This is a genomic window from Streptomyces sp. LZ34 (assembly GCF_053890475.1).
In genome coordinates this window covers 4,418,927-4,442,045 of record NZ_CM132680.1, presented here as the reverse complement: position 1 = coordinate 4,442,045, position 23,119 = coordinate 4,418,927, and the positions used below count along the sequence as shown (strand labels likewise).

The window sequence follows — 23,119 nt, the reverse complement described above, 5'->3', positions numbered from 1 at the left end:
GGTGATGTTCATCAGCTCGGGAAGTGCCCGCACCTCTACGCCGACTGGTCGGGGCGCCTTTGACGGCCGGCCTCACAGCGGGCCGCTGTGCGGCGACTCGGTCGCGGCGAGGCGCAGGATCGGATCGAGCAAGCCCGGGAAGCGGTCGCTCAGATCGTCGGCGCGCAGCCGGATCCGCCGGTGTCTGCCGTCGACGGTCATGCTGATCAGCCCGGCCTCGCGCAGGATCCGCCAGTGATTGGACAGCGTCGACACCGGCACACCCAAACCGTCGGCGAGAGCGGAACAGGTCGACTCGGGATTGCCCCGGGCCCGCCGCATCAACTCCAAGCGCACCGGATCACCGAGCGCGTGCAGTACGGGCGCGAGCGTCAATGACTCGCGCGCGGGCTCGGGTAGCGGTCGCATGCCTCCACGCTATCATTCCTTCGATAGTTCGGGATTATGGAACTATCCTTGGGGTGGCATCCGTATCGTGGGAGGGAACTGCGTTGACCGCACACGAAAGCACGACAAAGGCCGGATCGCCTGTGGCCGTAGGCATTCGATCGCATCGGGCAGCACTGCTCACAGTGATCTGCCTGGGGCAGTTCATGGTGCTGCTCGACAGCACGATCGTCGGCGCGGCGCTGCCCGATATGCAGCAGCGATTGCACACCCAGTTGAACGGTCTGCAGTGGATTGTCGATGCCTACGTGCTGCTGGTCGCCATGCTGTTGCTGTCCGGCGGCGTCTTCGCCGACCGTTTCGGCCGCAAGCGGGTGTTCATGGCCGGCGTCGCGGTGTTCACCGTCGCGTCCGTGCTGTGCTCCATCGCGCCCTCGATCGGCTGGCTGATCACCGGACGGGTGGTGCAGGGCATCGGGGCCGCGGCGCTGAGCCCCGCCTCGCTGGCCCTGCTCGCCGCCGCGTATCCCGTTCCGCAGGAACGAGTCAAGGCGATCGGGCTATGGGCCGGATTCAGCGGAATCGGCCTGGCCGCCGGACCGTTGACCGGTGGCATTCTGGTGGATGCCTTCGGCTGGCCCGCCATCTTCCTCGTCAATGCGCCCATCGGCGCGGTCCTGCTCCTGGCCGGTCTGCGCGTCCTGGACGAGTCCCGCAATCCGAGCGCGCCGGCGATCGACATCCCGGGGACGGTCCTGTCCGTCCTGGGTGTGGGGGCCCTGGCCTACGGGCTGATCGAGGGCGGTTCGCTTGGCTGGACGTCGCCGGTGATCCTGGGCAGCTTCGCCGCCGCGGTGGTGATCCTCGCGGCCTTCGTCGCCGTCGAAGGACGTAGTTCGACGCCGATGCTGCCGCTGCGGCTGTTCCGGCAGCAGCTGTTTACTGTGTCGAACACGGCGATGGTCGTGGTGGGTTTCGCGCTCATGGGTTCGTCCTTCTTCTTCTCCCAGTTCTTCGTGTACGTCCAGGGCAGTTCGATTCTGCGCGCCGGTCTGCAGACGCTGCCCGTCTCCCTCGCCATGGTGATCGTCAGCCCCTTTGCGGGCCGGTTCGCCGCGAAGTACGGCTTCCGGATCGTGGTCACCATCGGCCTGGCTCTGGCCGGGCTGGGGCTGCTGGCGCTGGGCTTCGTCCACGCGGACACCGGCTACGGGAATGTGTGGTGGCGACTGGCGATCGTCGGCATCGGTTTCGCTCTGACCATGTCCCCGCTGACCGGCGCCGCGATCCAAGCGGTCAGCCCGCAGGAGGGTGGCCTCGCATCGGGCATCAGCAGCACCACCCGGCAGATCGGCGCGGTGCTCGGCGTAGCGGTGCTCGGAGCCGTCGTCCGCACCCGGGAATCGGGTGGCGCGTCCTTCGAGGCCGGCCTCAACAGCGCCTTCGTCGCGGCCGGCGCCGTCACCTTGGCCGGCGCCGTGTTCACGGGCCTGTGGCTGGTGAAGTCCAAGCCCGCGGAAGTCTCCGCTCAGCAGGCACAACCCACCGACTCACCCACCGACTCACCCACCGTCACGACACCGTCGTGACCCGCCCGGCGCGGCCGGAACATCCGGTGTGCTTCCCTGGGCAGCCTTGTCGGCGGAGGTCCAGCATGCAGAAGACCTTGTCGTAGCGGCGTTCGCCGACGGCGACGAAGTCGGGCAGACGGCCGTATTCGGTGAAGCCCAGCGACCGGTAGAGGCGCAGGGCATTGCCGTTGTCGCCACGGGCGTCCAGGGTGAGGACTTCGATACCCGCCCGCCGGGCGTCAGCGATCAAGGCAGCGGTCAGCGCCCGGCCGACCCCACGCCCATGGGCGGCGGCAGCCACCGCGATCTTCTCCAGGTCGGCATGCGGCCGGTGGGTCGGTCGGGCATAGCGCAGCCAGTACCCCAGCCCGACCAGTCGACGGTCGAGGTAAGCGGCGCGCAGGGCCCCGTCCCCGGCCCGCACCGCGGTGACGACTTGGCCGAGGAGTTCCGCCACCTCTTGGCGTGAGGGCGGTTCGACCCAGCCAAGCGCGGCACCTCCGCGGACCAGGTCCGCCAGGATCCGGTGGGCCGACTCCGCAAACCGGGCTCCCAGGTCCGGATCGGACATCAACTCCATCGCACTCAGGATGACCGGCTCAGCGGTCCCGCTGCTGGGCATGGCCGTATTCATGACCGAAAGCCTATCCAGCCACCCATGGCCCGGCCGAGACCCTGCCCCCCGCGTCAGCGACTTGCACTGCATTACGGGGCGCAGTGCAGCGGGGCGGCGGGGAGGGAGAGCGCGGGGCATCGTCGGCGGCTGACGGGCCGACCGGGAGTGGCGGTCGATGGCGTGTGAGGCCCGAGGGTGAGGTTGGGCCTGGGGGTGATTGGGCCGGGCTGGGAACGGAGTTCCGGGTTCCGAATAGTCACCCGAAGGGGTGGATCTGGGGTTGTGACCTGGTTTGATCACGGAGGGTGAGGGAGGATGGGGGTGTGAGCCCGCCTGGGGGAGGCGGGCGTTGAGCGCGCATCGGGACCCCGGCACCGGGATCACTACCTGGACCGCGCCCACCGGCCACACCTACACCAACCCACCCCACAACTACCTCGAATAACACCCCACTCACCGGGCCGGCGGACGGCTACGGCGCGGGCCCGCCCCCTCCCTGTCGCCCGCGGTCTGCGTCCGACTCTTGTCAGGGTTCCTTGACGCGAGGAGGGTGTCAGGGAGTCCTGGCAACATGACGGTTGACGAGTCCCCGGCCGCCCAACTGGCGAGCCAGGTCACCAACAAGGACCCCGGTGTCGGGTTGCAAGCCGTCGCCGCCCTGCGACGGCTTCTGGAGGAACTGGAGCCGGCCGACACCGCGCCCCTGCGCCAGTCAGTCGTCGATCGCCTGGCCCGGCAAGCCTTCTGAGTCGAGGGGGCCTCGCGCGGTCCGGGATCGGCAGTTGATGAAAGGCGACAACAGGCGACAACAAGTGACAACAGGCACAGAAGGGCATCGTGTGACCAGCCGCGACCTCGATACTGAAAGCGAAGTGTGGGACCCCTTGGGGACCTTGCGCCAGGCCTTATGGATCTGCGGCGGCCAGTGGGCCGGAAAATCGACCGTCGCCCGAATTCTGGCGGCCCGATACGGCGTCACCGTCTATCACTACGACTATCACGACGCCCGCGCGCACAACGATCGCCGGGTCGCACGCCGCATCGGTCTGGGCGAGCCCGCCGCCGATCCTGATCTGGACGAGGCGTGGGTCAACGCCACCCCCGAGGCGATGGCTGCCCGGGCTCTGACCGATTTCCCGGTCCGCTTCGAGTGGACGCTGGACGACCTGCGTGCGCTGGTCTCCGGAAGGCCGATCATCGCCGAAGGCTGGGGCCTCCGCCCCGAACTCGTGGCCCCCATCATCGACTCACCGCGTCGGATGATCGTCATGGTGCCCACGCCCGAGTTCCGCCAACACCAAGTTCGCGTACTGCCCCGGGCCGCCGCGCTCAACCACCCCGTCAGCGACCCGGCCAGGGCGCAGGCCAATCGCCTCGTCCGTGACCGCCTCATCGCCGAGGAGGCTGTGCGTACTGCCCGTGGGCTGGGTATCCGGGTGCTCGAAGTCGACGGTTCCCGCGACGCCATGGCCATCGCCGATGACGTCGCGGACCACTTCAGTCCCTACCTCGGACCACGGCGGGATCAGGAAGATTAGTCACCCATGTGTGTTGAACCGCCCCGGGCCGCGATGCGGTCACGGATGCGCGCGGCCATGTCGGAGGCTTCCTCGGGATCCATGGCCAGCACGCCGTTCTCGGTCATCAGCGACGCGAACTGCTGCTGCTCGTACGGGGTGTCCGGCGGCAACCCGGCGATGTGCCAGTGCAGATGTGCGTTCCCCTGCTGGCTGCCCAAGGAGTACAGGTACGTCCGCTCGGCGCCCACGCAGTCCTCCACCGCGAGAGCCACCTCCCGCACCACCAGCATGAGCCGCATGTAGGACTCCGGATCCAGCTCACGAACGACGTGCTCGATATGCCTCTTCGGGGCTCCAGGTCCTGCCGTTCACGGCCGGAGCGCACTTGGGTATGGGCGGCGCGTTCAACATCATCTCGTTCGCCGAGCCCGGCGCCATGGACGTGGTGTATACAGAAACCGCCTTCGGTCAGCTGTGGGTTGAGGGAGGCGACGAAGCCGCCCAGCACCAGGATCTCTTTGAGAAGATCTCCCGAAGCGCCCTCACTGAGCCGGAGACCAAGGCATTTATCGAAGTCCTCCGTGAAGAGATGTGAGAGATGACCACGCTTGAGTTCCGGAAGTCGAGCCACAGCACCGCTGACCACGAATGCGTCGAGGTGGCCACCAACCACCCCGACACCGTCGCGATACGCGACTCCAAGCACCCCGAAGGCCCCATACTCCGCGTGGCGCCCGCCGCCTGGGCCGCCTTCCGGGAGGCCGTCGTTCAGACCTCCTCGCGCATCAGCCGCAGGTAGACCAGCGAGAACAGCGCCCCCACCAGCAGCAACAGCAGCGCCACCGCCGTGCCGTAGCCGATGAGCGACTTGTTGAACGCCTGGTCGTACATGAAGACCGGGAGGGTCTGGCTGCGGTTGCCGGGGCCGCCTCGGGTCATGGCCCAGATCAGGCCGAAGACGGACAGCGTCTGGAGGGTGTTGAGCATCAGGTTCGTGCCGATGGAGCGGCGGATCATCGGCAGGGTGATGTGCCAGAAGCGGCGCGGCCCGCTCGCGCCGTCGACCTCCGCGGCCTCGTTGATCTCCTTGGGGATCTCGGAGAGCGCGGCGGAGTAGACGAGCATGGAGAAGGCCGTGCCGCGCCAGACGTTGGCGAAGGAGACGGCGAGGATGGGGAGGGTGTAGAGCCAGTTCTGGGACGGCAGGTGGAGCCAGTCCAGGATGGCGTTGAGGGTGCCCTCGCGGCGGAAGAAGGCGTACAGCAGAAAGCCCGCGACGATCTCGGGCACCACCCACGCCGCGATGACGATCGAGCCGGTGACGGTCCGTACCGGCTTGGAGGCCCGCTGCATGGCGGTGGCGAGGGCCAGCCCCAGGGTGTTCTGGCCGACGAGGGAAGACAGCAGGGTGAAGACGAGGGTGAGGACGACGGCGTTGCGGAAGTTGTCGTCCGCGAAGGCGCGCCGGAAGTTGTCGAGGCCGACGAAGTCCGTGGTGGCGGCGCCGGTCAGCTGCATGTTGGTGAAGGCGATGTAGACGCAGTAGCCGATCGGCCCGCCGAGGAAGAGCAGCAGGAGCACCGTTGCCGGGGCGATCGGGAGCCAGCGCAGGGGGCGGCGGCGCCTCGGGCGTGCCGGGGCCGCCGCCACCTTGGTCGCGGTCGCCATCAGCCCCTGGCCACCGTGGCGCCGTCGGCGATGGTTTTGAGTTGGTCGCCGTACGACTCGGCCGCCTTGTCGGGCGAGGCGTCACCGGTGGTCACCGACTCCATGGCCTCGCCGATCGCGGTGGAGACCTGGGGGTAGACGGGGAGCGCCGGCCGGTAGTGGGTGTACTGCACCAGGCCGGTGAAGAATTTGATGCCCGGCATGGACGACAGATAGCGCGGGTCCTTCGCGACGTCGTCGCGGACCGCGATCTGCGCGCCGGTCACGCACCACTCGACGGCGTTCTTCTTGGTCTGGAGCTGCTCGATGAACTTCCAGGCCAGATCGGGGTTCTTGGACTTGGCGGTGATCGCCCAGGTCCAGCCGCCGGACATGCTGACCTTGCCGGGCGCCTGGCCGGCTTGCGTGGGCATGGGCGCCTGGCCGAGGGTCTTGGACCACTCGGGCCACGGCTTGCCGCCGGTCTTCAGCCAGTTCTGGCCGAGCCAGGAGCCGTCGAGGTCGATGGCGAGCTTGCGCTCCGGGAGCCACTCGCTGAAGACGGTGGTGCCGACGTTCGGGTCGAGGGCGTCGGAGACGTCAGGGCCCAGCTTCTCGGAGTAGACGGTCTTGATGAAGGTCAGGGCGTCCTCGAAGCCCTTTCCGCCGGTGACCCACTTCTTCGCCTTCGGGTCGTACAGCGGGTTCTCGCCCGTGCCGTACAGCAGCATCTCGAAGCTCTGCATGACGGCGGTCTCACCGGGGGCCTTGCCGGTGTAGACGTTGAGCGGGGTGACGTCGGGGACCTTCTCCTTGATGGTGCGGGCCGCGTCGAGGATCTCGTCCCAGTTCTTGGGCTGCCAGTCGGCCGGCAACCCGGCCCTGGCGAAGATCTTCTTGTTGAACCACAGGCCGCGGGTGTCGGTGCCGTCCGGGATGCCGTACGTCTTGCCGTCCTCGGCCTTGGCCGCCGCCTTCGCGGTGTCGACGAACTGGTCCCAGGTCTGCCACTTGTCCAGATAGTCGTCGAGGGGGCGCAGATAGCCCGCCTTGATGTCGGAGTTGATCCGGAAGGTGTCCTCGTAGACCAGGTCCGGCGCCGTCTTGGGGGACCGCATCATCTGCTGGACCTTGGTGGCGTAGTCGTTGTCCTGGGCCTGGATCGGGATCAGCTTGACCTTTTTGCCGGGGTTCGCCTTCTCGAACTCTCTCTTCACTCCGGCCAGGAAGTTGTCCTTGAACCTGATCTTGTTGTCGGTGCTGCGGTTGTAGGCGATCTTGACGGTGTCCGGGTCGCTGCCCGAGCCGCCGCCGCAGGCAGTGAGTCCTGCGGCGGCGACGAGGGTGGCGGCTGTGAGGATCAGTGGGGCGGTGGGGCGCACGGGCACGACCTCCTTGCTGGCCTCTGGGGCTGCGGGCCCGACCGTACGGTCGGGCCCGCAGCAAGGTCAATCCCCTTGACCAGGAACGCCCTTGATCGAACGCCAGCGCGGAGATGGCGGGGGCGGGGCGGCCGTCAGCCGGTGTAGCCCGCCAGCACCTTGGTGAAGTCGTACGTCCCCTGGTTGATGCCGCTGCACGCGTCCGCGTCCGTGCCGGAGCCGCACTTGCGGTCGCGGTTGAGCGACCAGAAGCTGACCCGGGCCAGGTGGTGGCTCTTGGCGTACGAGACCACGGACTTGAAGTTGTCGAGGGTGACCGTCTCGCCCGCGACATCGGTCTTGCCGTTCATGGAGGAGAAGCCGACCTTGCGGTACGCGGCGTCGGAGGACAGGCCGTACGCGCTCGCGACCGTGTTCTTCAGGCCGTCGACCGCCGACTTGGTGGCCGCGGCCATGTCGAGGGAGCCCTGGCCGAAGTCGAACGGCATGACGGCCCAGCCGTCCACGTCGACGCCGGCCGCGGCGCCGCGCTTGACCAGGTCCTTGCCGTTGGCGTCGGGGCCGCTGGTGGTCGTTCCGAAGGTGACGTACACCTTGATGCCGCTGTTGTTCTGCTTGACGATCTTCAGCGCGTCGATCACCCGCTGCCGGACCGTCGCGTTCTCGAACTCACTCGCTTCGATGTCGATGTCGATCGACTTGAGCTTGTAGGCGTCGATCACCTTCTGGTACGCGCCCGCCAGCGCGGAGGCGGAGGAGCACTTCTCGCCGAGCTTGTTGCCGCTCCAGCCGCCGAAGGACACCGTGACATCGCCGCCGGCCGAGCGTATGGAGTTGATCGTGGACTGGTCGTTGCCGCCGGCGAGCGCGCGGGAGCCGTCCCACTTCGGGTTGCAGCCGCCGTCCGAGAGGATGAAGGCCATCGTGAACTGGGTGGTGCCGGTGGCCGACATCACGTCGGTGGCCTTGGGCGGGCTGCCCCAGCCGAGGTAGAGGTACGGGCCGGTCTGGCCGCTGGCGGCGGCGGCCGTGGTCGGGGCTTTCGGGGCGGTCGGGGCGGCCTGGGCGCCCGTGGCGGCGACGGTCGCCGCGCCGCCCGTGGCTATCAGCGCGCAGGTCGCGGTGAGGGCGAGTCTGCGGGTGCGCTTGGACGTCTTCATGACGGGGTTGTCCTCCTGAGGGGGGTCGGGGAGGAGGCGGTGGGTTCGGCGGCCGTGTGACGGGGACGAAACGCGCGACAGGGACGACAGTGGAGCATATGTGCGCCGAACATCCGTCCGTGGAGGGGGTTGCGGCTGTGAACGCTAGCGAGCCGATGCCGCGCCGACAAGATGGTGGATAGGAAAGTTTCCTATTGCTTGGTCAGCCAGCGGTAGACCAGCTCGGGGCGGCCCACCTGCCCGTACTGCGGGGCCCGCGCCGCGCGCCCCGCGTCGACCAGGTGCTCCAGATAGCGGCGCGCGGTGATCCGCGAGATTCCCACCGCCTCCGCCGTCGCGGCGGCGGAGATCCCGTCGTCGGCGGCGCGCAGCGTGTCGGTCACGGCCTGGAGAGTGGCCGGGGTCAGCCCCTTGGGCAGCTCGGCCGGCTGCGGCGCGCGCAGCGCGCCCAGCGCGCGGTCCACCTCGTCCTGGCCGCTGGCCTCCCCCACGCTCGCGCGGAACTCCGCGTAGCGCAGCAGCCTGTCCCGAAGCGTTGCGAAGGTGAACGGCTTGAGTACGTACTGCACCACCCCGAGCGAGACGCCTTCGCGGACCACGGCCAGGTCACGGGCCGAGGTCACCGCGATGACATCCGCGGTGTGACCCGTCGCACGCAGCGCCCGGAGCAGCTGTAGACCATGTCCATCGGGCAAATACAGATCCAGGAGCAACAGATCGGCGGGGGTGCGCTCCAGCTGGCGCTGCGCGTCGCCGCGCGTCCGCGCCGCGCCGACGACGGCGAAGCCGGGGACCCGCTCCACGTACATCCGGTGCGCGTCCGCGGCGACCGGGTCGTCCTCGACGACGAGGACCCGTATCGGGGCGGGCCGCGCCGGGTTCGCCTGCGACGGGCTCATCGGGCGGATTCCTCTTCTTGGGCGGGTTGCTCTTGGGCGTGTTCCTGTGGGGCGGTTTCTGCCAGGGGCGGTGCGGGTTCCGCCTGGGGCAGCGCGGCTTCCGCCAGGGGCATTCGGACCGTGAATTCCGCGCCGCCGTCCGGCGTCCGGGACACCTCGACCGTGCCGGAATTGCGCCGCACCGCCTGCTGCACCAGGGCGAGCCCCAGCCCCCGCCCCGCGGACTTGGTGCTCCAGCCGCGCCCGAAGGCCGCCTCGGCCGTTGCCGGGTCAAGGCCGGCGCCCGTGTCGCTGACCCGCAGCGTCAGCTCGTCGGCGACGGCGCGCGCGGTGACCGTGACGCGGGCGCTGCGGGCCGCGCCGCGGCCGGCGCCCTCGACGGCGGCGTCCGTCGCGTTGTCGATGAGGTTGCCGAGGATCGTCACCAGGTCGCGGGCCGGGAGGCCGGGCGGGAGCAGCCCGTCGTCGATGCGGCTGTCGGGGGCGAGGACGAGCTCCACGCCGCGCTCATTGGCCTGGGCCGCCTTGCCCAGCAGCAGGGCGGCCAGCACCGGCTCGGCGACGGCGCCCACCACCTGGTCGGTCAGCACCTGCGCCAGCTCCAGTTCGGCGGTCGCGAAGTCGACCGCCTCCTCGGCCCGCCCCAGCTCGATCAGCGAGACGACGGTGTGCAGCCGGTTGGCCGCCTCGTGCGCCTGGGAGCGCAGGGCCTCGGTGAAGCCGCGTACGGAGTCCAGCTCGCCCGACAGCGCCTGGAGCTCGGTGTGGTCGCGCAGCGTGACGACCGTGCCGCGCTGCTCTCCGCTGCTGACCGGGGAGGTGTTGACGACCACGACCCGCTCGGCGGTCAGATGCAGCTCGTCCACCCGCGGCTCGGCGGCCAGCAGCGCGCCGGTCAGCGGCGGGGGCAGCCCGAGGTCGGAGACGTACCGGCCGACCGAGTCCTCGGACAGGCCGAGCAGCTCCCGGCCGGCGTCGTTGACCAGCGCGATGCGCCGCCGGCCGTCGAGCATCAGCAGCCCTTCCCGTACGGCGTGCAGCGCGGCCTGGTGGTAGTCGTGCATCCGGCTCAGCTCGGTGGCGTTCATGCCGTGCGTATGGCGGCGCAGCCGGGCGTTGATGACGTAGGTGCCGATGCCGCCGGTCGCCAGCGCGGCGAAGGCGACGACGAACAGCGCCAGCATCTGGCGGCGCACCTGTGCGCTGATGGTGTCGACGGTGATGCCCGCGCTGACCAGTGCGGTGATCTTGCCCCCGGCCCGCGCGTCGCGCACCGGGGCCACCACGCGCACGGACGCGCCCAGGGTGCCGGTGTAGGTCTCGTCGAAGATCCGGCCGTGCAGCGCGGCCCCGGTGTTGCCGAGGAACTTCTCCCCTATACGGTCCGGGTCGGGGTGGGTCCAGCGGATTCCCCGCGTATTCATGATGGTGACGAAGGCGACACCGGTGTCATGGCGCACCTGCTCGGCGTACGGCTGGAGCCGGGCGGTGGGGTCGTCGGACCGTACGGCCTCGGCGACCGTCGGTGAGTCGGCGACGGCGGTCGCGGCGGCGGTGGCCTGGCGGCGCGCGGACTCCTCCGCCTGGCTCCGGCTGGTGACGTACGAGAAGATGGCGCACCCGGCGACCACGGCGGCGACCAGGACCACCTGCATCGCGAACAGCTGGCCTGCCAGACTCCGGGGACGGGGGACGCGCATGCCACACAGTGTGCACATGGCCGTTTCGTGAACGAAATGAACGGAAGGGTGACCGCCATCACAGGCGGGGTGCATAGTCCTCGGGACCGTTCAGGGCGAAGTGCGAGCCGCACGACGCATCAGCCGGGACAGCTGGACGGCAGAGCAGAAGGAGGCAGCACCGTGGCTGCGCAGACCTCGCCGCCCGATTCCGTGGGTACGGATGCCGGGCGGCCGAAGAAGGACCGGATTCACTTCCTCTACATCGCGGTGATCGCCGCGGTCGGGCTCGGCATCCTGGTGGGCTTCGTCGCCCCCGACACCGCCGTGGAGCTCAAGCCGATCGGCACCGGCTTTGTGAATCTCATCAAGATGATGATCTCGCCGATCATCTTCTGCACGATCGTGCTCGGCGTCGGCTCGGTGCGGAAGGCCGCGAAGGTCGGTGCGGTCGGTGGCCTGGCGCTCGGCTACTTCCTGGTGATGTCGACCGTCGCCCTCGCCATCGGCCTGGTCGTCGGCAACATCCTCGAGCCGGGCAGCAGCCTGCACCTGACCCATGCGGCGGCAGAGGCCGGGCAGGGCCAGGCGGCGGGTGCCCACGAGTCCACCACGGACTTCCTGCTCGGGATCATCCCGACCACCCTCGTCTCCGCCTTCACCGCGCCCGAGGTGCTGCAGACCCTGCTGGTCGCGCTGCTGGTCGGCTTCGCGCTGCAGGCCATGGGCAAGACCGGCGAGCCGGTGCTGCGTGGGATCGGCCACATACAGCGGCTGGTGTTCCGCGTGCTGTCCATGATCATGTGGGCGGCGCCGGTGGGTGCCTTCGGCGCGATAGCCGGGGTGGTCGGCGAGACGGGCGTGGACGCGCTGAAGTCGCTCGCCGTCATCATGATCGGCTTCTACATCACCTGTGCGCTGTTCGTGTTCCTCGTGCTCGGCACGATCCTGCGGCTGGTCGCGGGCGTGAACATCTTCGCGCTGCTGAAGTACCTGGCCCGCGAATTCCTGCTGATCGTGTCGACCTCGTCGTCCGAGTCCGCGCTGCCGCGCCTGATCGCCAAGATGGAGCACGCGGGCGTCAGCCAGCCCGTCGTGGGCATCACCGTGCCGACCGGCTACTCCTTCAACCTGGACGGCACCGCGATCTACCTGACCATGTCGTCGCTGTTCATCGCCGAGGCCATGGGCAACCCGCTCTCGATCGGCGAGCAGATCTCCCTGCTGGCGTTCATGATCATCGCGTCGAAGGGCGCGGCGGGCGTGACCGGCGCGGGCATGGCCACGCTGGCCGGCGGCCTCCAGTCGCACCGGCCGGACCTGGTGGACGGCGTCGGACTGATCGTCGGCATCGACCGGTTCATGAGCGAGGCGCGCGCCCTCACCAACTTCGCGGGCAACGCGGTCGCGACCGTTCTGGTCGGCACCTGGACCAAGGAGATCGACAAGGAGCGCATGCAGGAAGTGCTCGCCGGTCGGCTGCCGTTCGACGAGACGACGCTCTCGCCCGATGGGCATGGCGTGGAGGCCGCGGACGACGCGGACGACACGGTGCCGGAGCAGCGTGGCGGCGGCTCGGGCACGGCGAAGGAGCACGCCTCTATCTGATCTGCCCCGCCCGCGCGGCACGCATCGCGCACGGCCACCGCGGCCCTGCCCTCCTGAATCGGGGCAGGGCCGCGCCAGTTCATCCCCTGCCCGAGAACCCCGCGGGCAAGTGCACGACCCCCGTGGCCGTTTCCGCGTGGACCCCTGGGAAGAAGGGGAGGAACGGGGCGACCAACAGGGCGACCCCCATGACCGCCGTGGCGATCCGCCCCCAAAGAGGCATGAGCCCACCTCCCTTCTTACTGCTCCATCCCTGTCACGCCCTCACCCCCGCGGAGGACGTACGGTCCACTTCAGCGGTCCGGCAGTTGTTCGGCAGCCCCCGTCGCCGCACGGAACAATGGGAGTAGCGTCTGGGGTCCGGACGAGGCTGTCGAGCTTGAGGCCGTCCAGACGGGGGGTGGAGCATGGGCCGCCGGGAGAGCCCGCTGGATCCGAACGCGGGCCCGGTCCAGCGGTTCGCGTACGAGCTGCGCAAGCTGAGGAGCGAGGCGGGCGCACCGACCTACCGGGCGATGGCGCAGCGGGTGCCGTATTCGCTCACCACGCTGTCCAGGGCCGCCGCGGGGGAGCAACTCCCCTCGCTGCCGGTCACGCTCGCGTACGTGGAGGCATGCGGCGGCGAGCGGGCCCACTGGGAGGAGCGCTGGCGCGAGGCGGAGGCGGAGGCGACCGGCCTCCCGCCCGAGGACGACGACGCCACCCCGCCCTACCGCGGACTGGCCCGCTTCGAGCCGGGCGACCACGAGCGGTTCTTCGGCCGGGAACGACTGGTCTCCGATCTGCTGGAGCTGGTGCGGGAGAGCAGGTTCGCCGCCGTCTTCGGCCCCTCGGGCAGCGGTAAGTCCTCACTGCTGCGGGCCGGTCTGATCCCGGCCCTGCGCGACGGCACGGCGGCGCCGTTACCCCGCCCGTCCGTGATCCGCGTCCTCACCCCCGGCGACCGCCCGCTCCGCACCCACGCCGACGCGCTCGGGCCGAAGCTCGGCCCGAAGGGGGACCACGGGGACACCTGGATCGTGGTCGACCAGTTCGAGGAGGTCTTCACCCTCTGCCAGGACCCGGCCGAGCGCGCCGAGTTCATCGAACGGCTGCTGTCCGCCCAGGACGAGGACAGCCGGCTGCGCGTGGTCATCGGCGTACGGGCCGACTTCTTCGGCCGCTGCGCCGAACACCGCGAGCTGACGGCCGCGCTGCGCGGCGCCACGCTGCTGGTCGGGACCATGGGGCGGGCGGAGCTGCGGGAGGCGATCGTCAAGCCGGCCGCGGCCGAAGGGCTGATCGTCGAACGGGCGCTGACCGCCAGGATCGTGGAAGAGGTCGTCGACGAACCCGGCGGTCTGCCCCTGATGTCCCACGCCCTGCTGGAGACCTGGCGCCGCCGCCGCAGCCGGGCGCTGACGGTCGAGGCGTACGAGGCGGCGGGCGGCGTGCACGGCGCCATCGCCCTGACCGCGGAACGGGTGTACGAGGAGCTCAGCGAGCGGCAGGCGGAGGCCGCGCGGCGGATCATGCTCCGGCTGATCACACCGGGGGAAGGGGCCCAGGACACCCGGCGCCCGGTGGACCGGGAGGAGCTGGGGCTGGACTCCGGCTCCGGCTCCGACTCGGGCATGGGTGATGCGGCTGATGCGGCTGATGCGGCGCTCGTGCTGGAACGCCTGGTACGGGCGCGGCTGGTGACCCTCGACGAGGGCACGGTCGACCTCGCCCACGAGGCCCTGATCACAGCCTGGCCGCGGCTGCGCGGCTGGATCGACGAGGACCGCCAGCGGCTGCGTACCCACCGCAAGCTGACCGAGGCCGCCCGGACCTGGGAGGAGCTGGGACGGGATCCCGGCGCGCTCTACCGGGGCGCGCGGCTGGTGGAGGCGCGAGAGGCGTTCGACGAGCCCGACGCCTCGGCCGAACTCACCGCCGTGGAGCGCGACTTCCTCGCAGCCAGCCGGACCGCGGGCACGCGGGAGCGCCGACGGGTGCGCACGTTCGTGGGTTCGGTGGCGGTGCTGGTGGCGCTGGCGCTCGTGGCCGGAGTGGTGGCGTGGCAGCAGAACCGGGCGGGGGAGCAGCGGCGGGCGGAGGCCACCTCCCGGCGGATCGCGTCCGTCGCGCAGAACATGCGGTACGCGGATCCGGTGACGGCGATGCGGCTGAGCGTGGCGGCGTGGAACGTCAGCCACACGGTGGAGGCGAGATCAGCGCTGCTGGGGGCGATGGCGCAGCGCCCGCAGGACACTTTCACCGCCTCGGGAGGGAGCGCGGACGACAACGCGCTGCTGAGCGCCGACGGCCGTGCGCTTGTGACCTCCGGGATGAACAGCGGGGTGGTCGGCTGGGATCTGGCCACCCACCGCCGGATCAGCTCCGTCAAGCTGAGCGACGAGACGGAGACCGCGACGGCCGTCTCTCCGGACGGGCGGCAGGTGGTGACGTTCGGGGAGGCCGGTCTTCGACTGCGGGACCGCGCCTCCGGCCGACTCATCGGCCCTCTCATCGAAATGGACGAGGGGGATGGGGACGCGTACTTCGGGGCGAGCGGACGCACCCTTGTCGTGCAGGACGGACACTGGCTCCGGCTGTGGGACATCCGGCACCGCCGCCTCCTGTTCCGTCGGCCCAGCGAGACCGTGCAGGAGCCGGCGCTCAGTGCGGACGACGGGAGGATCGCACTGTGCTCGGACCAGGACGAGCTGGAAGTGTGGGATGTCCGCGCGCATCGCCGCATACGTACGCTCCCGGTTGCCATCTTGCGCCTGGTCTGCGACCCGGACGCCGACGTCGACATGGAGGTCGCTCTCACACCGGACGGCCGAAGGCTGCTGATCACCACCGCGAAGGGGGTACGCGGCTGGGAACTGGCTTCCGGAAAGGAACTGCCGAGCATCACCCACGCCGGGCTCTGGGACCTCACTCTCAGCCGTGACGGACGGATGCTGGCGGCCGCAGATGACCAGGAGATTCTGGTGTGGCGGCTCGACAGCCCCGGGGAGCCGGTCTACCGGCACCCCCTGGCCGGTCGGCGGATCTCCGGGCTACGCCTGGACGCGGACCATGGGATCATCCGGTACCAGGAGGGGGACGGCATGGCGAGCGACGCGGTGCGCACCCTCTACCTGGGCAGCGCCACCACCTCCAAGTGGGGGCCGAAGCAGGATGGCGAGGCCCTGTTCAGCCCCGACGCGAGCCTGATCGCGGAGATGCGGACGTCGGGCGAGCGCGCACGGATCGAGCTTCGGCGCACCGGCGGCGGAGCTTCGGCTGCGGCCGCCCTGCCCTCGGCCGACTGCCGGACCACCGGTCAACCGGGGCACAAGGGCCAGTACTGCCTACCGCTCATGGCGTTCAGCGCGGACGGGCAGACCTTCGCCTATGGGTTCGGCGAGCGCAACGCGGCCAATGGTCGGCCCCGGGCGGAGCGGGTTGCCGTGTGGGACGTACGCAAGCGCCGTAAGACGGCCGACCTAGTTCTCACCCCAAAGGGCGAAGACGGGTCGGGCGTCGACTCGATCGCCCTGACGCCGGACGGCAAGACCGTGCTCGCCTACCGGCACTCTTCGGAGACCCTGGAGCTCTGGGGAATTCGCAGCCGCACCAAGGTGACCCGGCGGCCGAACGGGATGGCGGACGTAGTGACCGGTGGTACTGGCGATTTCTGGCTGTCCTTCCCCGACTCCTCCGCCCTGGCCGTACGGCCCGACGGCCGGATGGTCACCACGGCGTCGGGGGAGCGCTTCACCCTCCCCTCAGGCCGTCCGGAGCGACCCACCCGTTCCCAGGAGCCGGTCTATGCGCTGGCCTACCGCCCTGACGATGAGCAACTGGCCCGCGGCACGGATTCGGGGCAGGTGACGCTGTGGGACGGCAGTGCCGAGCGGCGTCTGGGTGTCGTCGCCGGGACGCTCACCGGCGAGGGGCGCGAGAGCGCCGAGCCCGTGCAGGCCCTGGCCTACTCGCCCGACGGCAAGATCTTGGCCGTTGCGGGACAGACGGGGACGCTGCGGCTGTGGGACACGGCGTCCGGCCTTCCGCTGGGGTCCGCTCTGCTGACCGCGGGCGACGCCGTCCGGGCCGTCTCCTTCACCGAGGACGGCAGAACCCTGCTGGTCGCGGGCGAACACGTGCCGCTCCAGAAGTTCGCCATCGACCCCGAGCGCGTCACCACCGCCGTCTGCGAGCGCGCGGGCGGCGGCCTGCACCGCGCCGACTGGAAGACGTACATCCCGGAGGTCCCGTACCGCAAGGTGTGCTGAGCGGTACGGGCGAGCGGTAGCCGACAACCCCGCGCCTCCCCCCGTGGAAGGCGCGGGCGTATAAGGGCGCTGACATCAGCGAGACATCAGCGGGAGTTAAGCGCTTGCTGAAATCCGTACGGAAGTGCCGCTGCGCAAGCGCGTCAGTGTTCGCCGTCCACGGCGAGCCGCAGCTGCTCCGGGAGCGCGGTCCATTCGGGGCCGTCGTTCTGGGGCTTGATCCAGGCGACGTTTCCGCCGGTGTCGATATAGGCGACGCGGCCGATGGCCTCGCGCTCGATGTCGTACACGAGATCGCCTATCCGAGGAAGGGTGCGAGTCTGTCCCGTAGCCGTCATGAGCTGCCCTTTCGCCATAGCGCTGCCTGTTGGCGCGCATCTAGCCGCCTCGGCCTTGTAGCCGGCCGCCCCGAGAAATCCAACCGCGAGGAGTCCGGCGGCCAGGGCCCGGTTGTACCGGCCGCCTGGTCGGCGCGGTCCGGTCGGTCCGGCCGGTCTGGCTGGTTCGGCCGGTCTGGCGGTAGTCGATACGCGAATCAAGCCCCCCATGCCGCCCCCGTTGTCTGGGTACAGAGGGCTCCCCGTTACCGCGGGCTCCCCATCCAGCGGGGTCTGCGCCGGACGTGAGCGTGGGTGCGCCGCGGCGCCCTCATTGCCCGTAGGGTGCAACGCGGAGCTGATATCTCGCTGATGCGGCGCTGACCTGTCCCTGTGGGTAGGCTGCGAGATGGCCGCAGGGAATCTCAGGTACCGACGGGGGAAGCGCGTGCACGGGACCGAGTTTCGTCTGCTGGGCCCGGTCGGGATATGGCAGGGCGAACTGGGACTCGGCCCGACCGCCGCCCAGCAGCGATCCGTCCTGGCGATGTTGTTGCTGGAGCCGGGGCGGGTGGTCTCCGTGGACCGGCTGGTGATGGCCGTATGGGGAGAGGACCCGCCGGGGTCGGCGCGCAACGCCGTGCAGGTCCAGATATCCAAGCTGCGCAGGATCCTGGCCGCGCTGCCCGACACCGAGCTGTCCACCTCCGCGCAAGGCTACTGCCTCACCATCGACCAGGAGCGGGTGGATCTGCACCGTTTCCGGGAGTTGGTGCGCGAGGGGCGGACGGTCGGCGACGGCCCGGCCGGCGAGCTGCTGCACTCGGCGCTCCAGCTGTGGCGCGGCCCCGCGCTCGCGGATGTCGCGGGAGGCTGGCTGCCCGAGACCGTCGGGGCGGGCCTCGAGGAGGAGCGGCGCGCGGTGGTGGAGGAGTGCGCCGCGATCGATCTGCGCTCGGGGCGGCACCAGGAGGCGGTCGCCGTGCTGTCCCCTCTGGTGGCGGAACACCCGCTGCGGGAGCGGTCGGTGGGCCTGCTGATGGAGGCGCTGAGCCGGAGCGGCCGACGGGCCGACGCGCTCGCGCTCTTCCGCGGCACGCGGCAGCGGTACGTCGACGAACTGGGCATCGAGCCGGGGGACGACCTCCAGCGATTGCATCGGCAGGTGCTGGACTCGCAGCCGTCGCGAGCGGGCCGGGCGATCGCGGACTCGGCAGCCGTGCCCCCGGCGGCCGTACCCCCAACAGCTGTACCCCCAACAGCTGTACCCCCAACTACCTTGCCCCCGGCGGCGGTCGGAGGCCCAGCGCCCGCGGCCCCCACGGCCCCAGCGCCCACAGCCCCCCCAGCCCCCGCGCCATCCGCCCCGGAGGGCGTCTCGCCCGCGCCGTCCCCAGCACCCCCCTCCGAGTCCCCACCGCCCCCTTCCCACTCCCCACCGGCCGCCGGGGTCGCCGTACCCCAGCAACTCCCCGCCGACGTCGCCCACTTCACCGGGCGGGAGCGGGAGCTGGCAGGGCTCGACGCGCTGCTGCGCCCGGCGCCCGGGGCCGGGGCCGGGCGGGTGTCCACCGCGGCGGTGATCTCCGTGATCGCGGGCAGCGGCGGCCTCGGCAAGACCACCCTCGCCGTGCACTGGGCTCACCGGGTCCGCGACCGCTTCCCCGACGGCCAGCTGTATGTGAACCTCCGCGGCTTCGGCCCGACCGGCTCGGCGATGACCCCCTCCGAGGCGGTGCGCGGCTTTCTGGACGCCTTCCAGGTGCCCGCGCACCGGATACCGGCCACCGTCGAGGCCCAGACCGCCCTGTATCGCAGTCTGTTGGCCCGCCGCCGGGTGCTGATCCTGCTGGACAACGCCCGCGACGCCGACCAGGTCCGCCCCCTGCTGCCCGGGTCGCCCGGCTGTCTGGTGCTGCTGACCAGCCGTAACGAGCTCACCAGCCTGGTCGTCGCGGAGCAGGCCCAGCCGCTGCCGCTGGATCTGCTCGACCGCGCCGAGGCACGCGAACTGCTCGTCCGCAGGCTGGGCTCCGAGCGGGTGGCGGCCGAGCCGGAGGCGGTGGAGGACGTCATCACGGTGTGCGCGGGGCTGCCCCTGGCGCTGGCCATCGTCGCCGCCCGCGCGGCCACCCACCCCGGCTTCTCCCTCGAAGCCTTGGCCTGCGAGCTGCACGACGCCCGCGGCAGCCTGGACGCGTTCGACGGCGGCGACGCCACCACCGACGTCCGGGCGGTGTTCTCGTGGTCGTACCACACCCTCGGCACCGACGCCGCGCGGCTGTTCCGGCTGCTGGGCGTGCACCCCGGCCCGGACATCTCGGCCGCCGCCGCGGCCAGCCTGGTGGGGCTGCCCGTACCGCAGGCCCGGCGGCTGCTGCTCCAGCTGACCCGGGCCCACCTGCTCACCGAGCGCAGCCCGGGCCAGTACGCGCTGCACGACCTGCTGCGCGCCTACGCCACGGAGCTGGCCCAGGCGTACGAATCCGAGGCCGACCGGCGCGCCGCCCTGCACCGGACCCTCGACCACTATCTGCACACCGCCGTCGCCGCCGGCCGCGTGTTCACCCCGCAGCGCACGCCCCTCACCCTCCCCGCCGCGCAGCCCGGCGTGAGCACCGAGTCGTTCGCCTGTTACGGCGAGGCGCTGACCTGGTTCACCGTCGAGCATCCGGTGCTGGTCGCCGCGCAGCAGCAGGCCGCGGAGAGCGGATTCGAGCCCCACGCCTGGCAGCTGGCCTGGTCGCTCGCCGAGTTCCTGGACCAGCTCGGACACTGGCACGACCAGGGCGTCGTACACGCCGTGGCGCTCGACGCGGCGCAGCGTACGGACAACCTGGCCGGGCAGGCCCATGCCCACCACGGTCTCGGCCTCGCCGATCTGCGCATGGCCTGCTACGACCGGGCCCGCGACCACCTGATGTGCGCCCTGGACCTGCACGGCAAGACCGGCAACCCGGCCGGCCAGGCGCTCATCCACGTCGCGCTCAACCTGGCGGGCGAGCGGCAGGGCCGCCACGAGGAGGGGCTGTACCACGCGCAGCGCACCCTCGAGCTGTACCGCGAGGTCGGCCAGCGCAGCGGGGAGGCGTACGCGCTCAACAACGTCGGCTGGGCGTACGCCATGATCGGCGAGTACCAGCAGACCCTGGTCCACTGCGAGAAGGCGCTGCGGATGCTGGAGCAGGCGCACGACGGGCGGGGCGCCTCCGCCGCCTGGGACAGCCTCGGCTACGCCCACCACCGCCTCGGCGACCACGAGCAGGCCATCGTCTGCTACCGGAACGCCGTGGAGCTGCGCCACGAGCGCGGCGAGCGGGTCAGGGCGGCCGAGACCATGTACCGCCTGGGCAGCGCCCAGCTGGCCGCCGACGACGTCCCCGGCGCCCGGGACACCTGGCAGCAGGCCCTGACCATGTTCGACACCCTCGGCCACCCGGACGCCGGCCGGGTCCGCGAGGAACTCGGCCGGCTCGGGTGACCTAGCAGCACCTGATGACGGGGGCGGCGCTCGCCGTCGTCGCCGTGATGCCGAACGCCGTGACGAGGCCGCCCGCGATGAGCGCGATGGAGGGCGCCCGCAACAGCCGCTGTTCAGCCAGCGGCAGTGGCCGCCCTCCCGCCAGGCCCAAAAGGTCACACGCGCACCGCCCACAGTGTGCCGCCGCCGTCGAGGAACACGATCGAGTCGCCGCTCGCGGCAGGCTCGCTCATGGCCGTGCTGTCGAACTGGCCCGTCCAGAGCCTGCGGCCGTGCTCCACTCCGACGATCCGCACGCTGGTCCAGCGCTGGAACACTCGCGCCTGCTCTGTCCCGGAGAGCAGGGCGTATTTGCCGGTGGTCTGCACTCTCTGAGTATCGGCGTGCCACCGTTTTGTGCCGTCGTCGGCGGCCAGGCACACCAATCCCGATCCCGTGGGCAGGACGAACCCGCCCGCCACGCTCGTCGTCGCCTGTTCCTTCAGGCCAACCTCTTGGTACGTACTGCCGTAGGTCCAGGTCTGCTCGCCGGTGAGTCCGTTCAGCGCGGTCGGTTTCCGGCGGGACCCCGCGGCCAGCGGAAGGAACACCGTGGTGTCCGACACCAGCTCGTCGAGCGGCTGGAAGGCCCCGGTGGTGAGGGTGTCCGGTTTGGTCTTCTGGAACGGGCTCCGCCACATCACCTCACCTGTGTCCGCCTTGCGGCAGACGAGGTCGACGGGGACTGTCTTGCCGGCCTCGTAGCAGAGCAGGCCCTCACCCAGGGGCTGCGCCAGGTCGCCCTGCGGCTGGAAGCCGGAGCGTGTCCACAGCTTCTTGCCCGTCTTGCCGAGTACTGCGGTTCCGCGACTGCAGAGGATCAGGTCGCCGGCCAGGATCCATGTGGCGTTGTAGGGGGAGGATACGTCGGTCACCCATCGCTGTTGGCCGGTGCGCGGATCGATTCCGATCACCCGACCGTCCTCTCCGGTGATCAGCAGGCCGCTGGGCCGGTGCACATCCAGCCCCATGGCGCTGTAGGAGACCGAATGCTGCCACCGGCGCTCGCCGGTGGCAGCGTCGAAGGCGTGCACCAGTCCGCCTTTGTTCTCGGAGTCCTGGGTCAGGGCGAGTACCGTGCCGCCGACGACCGTGAAGCGTGCTTCCCGTTCCCAGGCCGCGTTGAGGGACGCCTTCCACAGACGCTTACCGGTGGCAAGGTCGAAGGTGTGGAGCGCGGCGGTCTCCTTGTAGTAGTGACCGGCGGCCACATGACACCGGCCGTCGGCCAGGACGACGTCCGGGCCGTCGGAGTTGATCACGTCGACGTCTGCGATCTTCTGCGACCAGGCGACCGGGTCCCGCTTGGGGTCGCCGGTCAGGTACATCGCCGCCGCCCCTCCGGCGACCGCGACCGCGGCGACGCCCGCGCCCCCCAGGAGCAGGCTGCGCCGGCTCATGCCCGTTCCACCGAACGGCCCGGCAGGCGCCTGAACCGTAGCTGCCGCCGCGAGATCGTCGGACACGGAGGCAGCCGAAGGCGGTGAGCTCGCCCCGTGCTCCTCCCGGTCGGCGACGGTGGGGGTGTAGCGAACCGCGGGTACGGCCTGCCGCACACCACCGAAGCGCCGCAGCTCGTCGGCGAGCACGGCGGCCGATTCGTATCGCTCGCGCGGGTCCTTGGCCAGCAGTCGACCGACCAGGCGGTCCCATGGAGCGGAGACGCCGGGCACGAGGCTGCTCGGCGCGGGGGGCGGGTCGTGAAGGTGCGCCGTGACATACCCGAGGGTGTCCGGGGCGTCGAACGGCAGCCGCCCGGTGAGCAGTTCGAACAGCACACACCCGAGGGAGTACAGGTCGCTGCGCTGCTCGGGGCGCCCGCGTGCCTGCTCCGGTGCTATGTACGCGGCCGTGCCCACCATGAACCCGGTGTGGGTCAGCCGGTCACCGGTCGCCGAGGCGTCGGCGGCGCGGGCGATCCCGAAGTCGAGCACCTTCAGGCTGCCCGAGGCCGCGACGAACAGATTTGCGGGCTTGATGTCGCGGTGGAGGATGCCGGCGGCATGCGCCTCACCCAGCGCGTCGCACACCTGCGCCCCCCACCGCGCCACCTCCTCCTCGCCGACAGGTCCGCGCCGGACAACGGCGTCCAGGCCCTCGCCCCGGAGCAGTTCCATCACGAGGAACGGCGTCGTGCCCTGGCCGGTGGTTGCCTCACCGAGGTCGTGGACGGTCACGATATGGGGATGCTGAAGCGCGGCGGTGATCCGCGCCTCCCGCAGAAACCGGGCGCGCGCCTCGTCGGCCCGACTGCCGCCACCCGCAAGGACCGAGATCACCTTGACCGCGACCGGCCGCCGTAGACTGGCGTCCTGCGCCTCCCACACCTCCCCCATCCCGCCGCGCCCCAGCGGGCGCACCAGGCGGTAGCGGTCAGCGAGTGTCAGATCTCGGTCGTCCACAGCCTTACGTCCCCCGGCGGCAAGCGCTTTTCACTCGGCAGCGTTGATCGTAGACCGTGCCTCCCGATGACACAGGACCCAGGCGACAGCAGACATCGCCCGTCCGCTCTCGCGCAGGAGCGCACCGGGTCACCGGTCCGGTGCTCCTTGCGGTCCCCCAA

The 23,119-nt window shown here is 70.6% G+C and carries 18 protein-coding genes; 8 read left to right on the top strand and 10 right to left on the bottom strand.

The window, feature by feature from the left end:
- Positions 1–72: 72 nt before the first annotated feature.
- Positions 73–408 (bottom strand): ArsR/SmtB family transcription factor, encoded by a 336-nt coding sequence (locus ACWY4P_RS17395; RefSeq protein WP_456211456.1) that lies wholly within the window; start codon positions 406–408, stop codon positions 73–75.
- Between the two features lie 185 nt (positions 409–593).
- On the opposite strand from ACWY4P_RS17395, the gene ACWY4P_RS17390 reads away from it, so the two are divergent.
- Positions 594–1,976 carry a DHA2 family efflux MFS transporter permease subunit gene (locus ACWY4P_RS17390; RefSeq protein WP_456211455.1) on the top strand — a complete coding sequence of 461 codons (1,383 nt, stop codon included), beginning with the start codon at positions 594–596 and terminating at the stop codon, positions 1,974–1,976.
- On the opposite strand, the gene ACWY4P_RS17385 is transcribed toward ACWY4P_RS17390, so the two are convergent.
- Positions 1,960–2,580: an N-acetyltransferase family protein gene (locus tag ACWY4P_RS17385; protein WP_456212955.1), complete on the bottom strand. Its 621-nt coding sequence runs from the start codon at positions 2,578–2,580 to the stop codon at positions 1,960–1,962. The genes ACWY4P_RS17390 and ACWY4P_RS17385 overlap by 17 nt on opposite strands.
- Positions 2,581–3,145: 565 nt before the next feature.
- Between ACWY4P_RS17385 and ACWY4P_RS17380 the strand changes: the two genes are divergently transcribed.
- A complete protein-coding gene (locus tag ACWY4P_RS17380; protein ID WP_456211454.1) occupies positions 3,146–3,322 on the top strand; it encodes a hypothetical protein in 177 nt (58 codons plus the stop codon).
- Between the two features lie 91 nt (positions 3,323–3,413).
- Complete coding sequence (locus ACWY4P_RS17375; protein WP_456211453.1) at positions 3,414–4,112, top strand: hypothetical protein; 699 nt, start codon at positions 3,414–3,416, stop codon at positions 4,110–4,112.
- Here ACWY4P_RS17375 and ACWY4P_RS17370 read toward each other — a convergent pair.
- A complete protein-coding gene (locus tag ACWY4P_RS17370; protein WP_456211452.1) occupies positions 4,109–4,393 on the bottom strand; it encodes a hypothetical protein in 285 nt (94 codons plus the stop codon). The two genes, ACWY4P_RS17375 and ACWY4P_RS17370, sit on opposite strands and share 4 nt — an antisense overlap.
- A gap of 92 nt (positions 4,394–4,485) precedes the next feature.
- Here ACWY4P_RS17370 and ACWY4P_RS17365 point away from each other — a divergent pair, with 92 nt between their 5' ends.
- Positions 4,486–4,689: a Scr1 family TA system antitoxin-like transcriptional regulator gene (locus ACWY4P_RS17365; RefSeq protein ID WP_456211451.1), complete on the top strand. Its 204-nt coding sequence runs from the start codon at positions 4,486–4,488 to the stop codon at positions 4,687–4,689.
- Between the two features lie 3 nt (positions 4,690–4,692).
- A complete protein-coding gene (locus tag ACWY4P_RS17360) occupies positions 4,693–4,893 on the top strand; it encodes a DUF397 domain-containing protein (protein ID WP_456211450.1) in 201 nt (66 codons plus the stop codon).
- Here ACWY4P_RS17360 and ACWY4P_RS17355 read toward each other — a convergent pair.
- The 5 genes from ACWY4P_RS17355 to ACWY4P_RS17335 all read right to left on the bottom strand — a co-directional run bounded on the left by ACWY4P_RS17355 (position 4,863) and on the right by ACWY4P_RS17335 (position 10,882).
- The gene (locus ACWY4P_RS17355) at positions 4,863–5,762 is read right to left on the bottom strand and encodes a carbohydrate ABC transporter permease (RefSeq protein ID WP_456211449.1); all 900 of its coding nucleotides are present in this window, start codon (positions 5,760–5,762) and stop codon (positions 4,863–4,865) included. The two genes, ACWY4P_RS17360 and ACWY4P_RS17355, sit on opposite strands and share 31 nt — an antisense overlap.
- Positions 5,762–7,123, bottom strand: coding sequence for an extracellular solute-binding protein (locus ACWY4P_RS17350; RefSeq protein WP_456211448.1), 1,362 nt, complete (start codon positions 7,121–7,123; stop codon positions 5,762–5,764). The genes ACWY4P_RS17355 and ACWY4P_RS17350 overlap by 1 nt, the downstream gene beginning before the upstream one ends.
- Before the next feature lie 134 nt (positions 7,124–7,257).
- Positions 7,258–8,283, bottom strand: coding sequence for a chitinase (locus tag ACWY4P_RS17345; protein WP_456211447.1), 1,026 nt, complete (start codon positions 8,281–8,283; stop codon positions 7,258–7,260).
- A 191-nt stretch (positions 8,284–8,474) separates the two neighbouring features.
- Positions 8,475–9,182 carry a response regulator gene (locus ACWY4P_RS17340; protein ID WP_456211446.1) on the bottom strand — a complete coding sequence of 236 codons (708 nt, stop codon included), beginning with the start codon at positions 9,180–9,182 and terminating at the stop codon, positions 8,475–8,477.
- Positions 9,179–10,882 carry a sensor histidine kinase gene (locus ACWY4P_RS17335; protein ID WP_456211445.1) on the bottom strand — a complete coding sequence of 568 codons (1,704 nt, stop codon included), beginning with the start codon at positions 10,880–10,882 and terminating at the stop codon, positions 9,179–9,181. Before ACWY4P_RS17335 ends, ACWY4P_RS17340 begins: the two co-directional genes overlap by 4 nt.
- A gap of 162 nt (positions 10,883–11,044) precedes the next feature.
- Between ACWY4P_RS17335 and ACWY4P_RS17330 the strand changes: the two genes are divergently transcribed.
- Together ACWY4P_RS17330 and ACWY4P_RS17325 are read left to right on the top strand one after the other, a co-directional pair.
- A complete protein-coding gene (locus ACWY4P_RS17330; RefSeq protein WP_456212954.1) occupies positions 11,045–12,469 on the top strand; it encodes a cation:dicarboxylate symporter family transporter in 1,425 nt (474 codons plus the stop codon).
- A gap of 407 nt (positions 12,470–12,876) precedes the next feature.
- Complete coding sequence (locus ACWY4P_RS17325) at positions 12,877–16,719, top strand: nSTAND1 domain-containing NTPase (protein WP_456211444.1); 3,843 nt, start codon at positions 12,877–12,879, stop codon at positions 16,717–16,719.
- A 143-nt stretch (positions 16,720–16,862) separates the two neighbouring features.
- Here the strand turns inward: ACWY4P_RS17325 and ACWY4P_RS17320 are convergent, their stop codons facing one another.
- Positions 16,863–17,009 (bottom strand): hypothetical protein, encoded by a 147-nt coding sequence (locus tag ACWY4P_RS17320; protein WP_456211443.1) that lies wholly within the window; start codon positions 17,007–17,009, stop codon positions 16,863–16,865.
- 475 nt (positions 17,010–17,484) lie between these two features.
- On the opposite strand from ACWY4P_RS17320, the gene ACWY4P_RS17315 reads away from it, so the two are divergent.
- Positions 17,485–20,517, top strand: coding sequence for an AfsR/SARP family transcriptional regulator (locus ACWY4P_RS17315; RefSeq protein WP_456211442.1), 3,033 nt, complete (start codon positions 17,485–17,487; stop codon positions 20,515–20,517).
- A gap of 155 nt (positions 20,518–20,672) precedes the next feature.
- Here the strand turns inward: ACWY4P_RS17315 and ACWY4P_RS17310 are convergent, their stop codons facing one another.
- Positions 20,673–22,958, bottom strand: a complete 2,286-nt coding sequence (locus ACWY4P_RS17310; RefSeq protein ID WP_456211441.1) for a serine/threonine-protein kinase — start codon at positions 22,956–22,958, stop codon at positions 20,673–20,675.
- Positions 22,959–23,119: the final 161 nt, after the last annotated feature.